At 47.1% G+C, this 611-nt stretch carries 1 protein-coding gene; it reads right to left on the bottom strand.

All coding sequences use genetic code 11. From position 1 onward, the window contains the following. The coding region (gene tnpC, locus H5187_RS23920) for an IS66 family transposase (protein ID WP_182798516.1) at positions 1-611 on the bottom strand (611 nt) is incomplete at both ends.

The raw sequence follows: 611 nt of genomic DNA, 5'->3' as shown, positions 1-611 counted from the left end.
TCTGCATTAATGACGTTTAACGGGGTTTCATCGCCGTGAATAACCGGTTGAGATAGCAACACGTCTTTTAAGCGTTGATACAGAGGGGACAACAGGTCTGCGCAGCGCAACATCCAGCTCGACATAGTTTGTCTGCTCAACTCAATACCAATATCGCCTAACATGGTTTCTTGGCGATAAAGTGGTAAGCCAAACTGGTATTTACACATGATTATTTGGCTCAGCAAGCTGGGCGTTGCGATGCTTTTTGGAATGGCTGTTGCGGGCATAAGGGCGGTTTTTACCACACTTTCAATGCCTTCACGCTCACAGTGACGGCACGTATATTTAGGGCGAATGGTTTTGATTACTTTAATATGCGCTGGCACAAACTCGAGTGCTTCACTGCTGCTTTCACCCATTTTGTGAAGGGGGCTTTGACAGCAATCACACATTTTTTCATCCTCTTCGAGGTCAACAACGACCTCAACTCGGGGTAACTGAGCCGGCAGTGGCCGGCGTTTCGGTTTGGCTTTTTCTTTCTTTACTGAGGCCGATGTGGCCAATAGCGCTTTATCATGTTCATCGAGAATATCTTCTGCTTCATTGAATACTTCGCCTGCACCCGGCAT

It is taken from the genome of Pseudoalteromonas sp. SG44-1, from assembly GCF_014164315.1.
In the GTDB taxonomy this organism is placed as follows: domain Bacteria; phylum Pseudomonadota; class Gammaproteobacteria; order Enterobacterales; family Alteromonadaceae; genus Pseudoalteromonas; species Pseudoalteromonas rhizosphaerae.
Note: the sequence above shows the minus strand (reverse complement) of the source record. Positions and strands in the feature narration are given on the sequence as shown.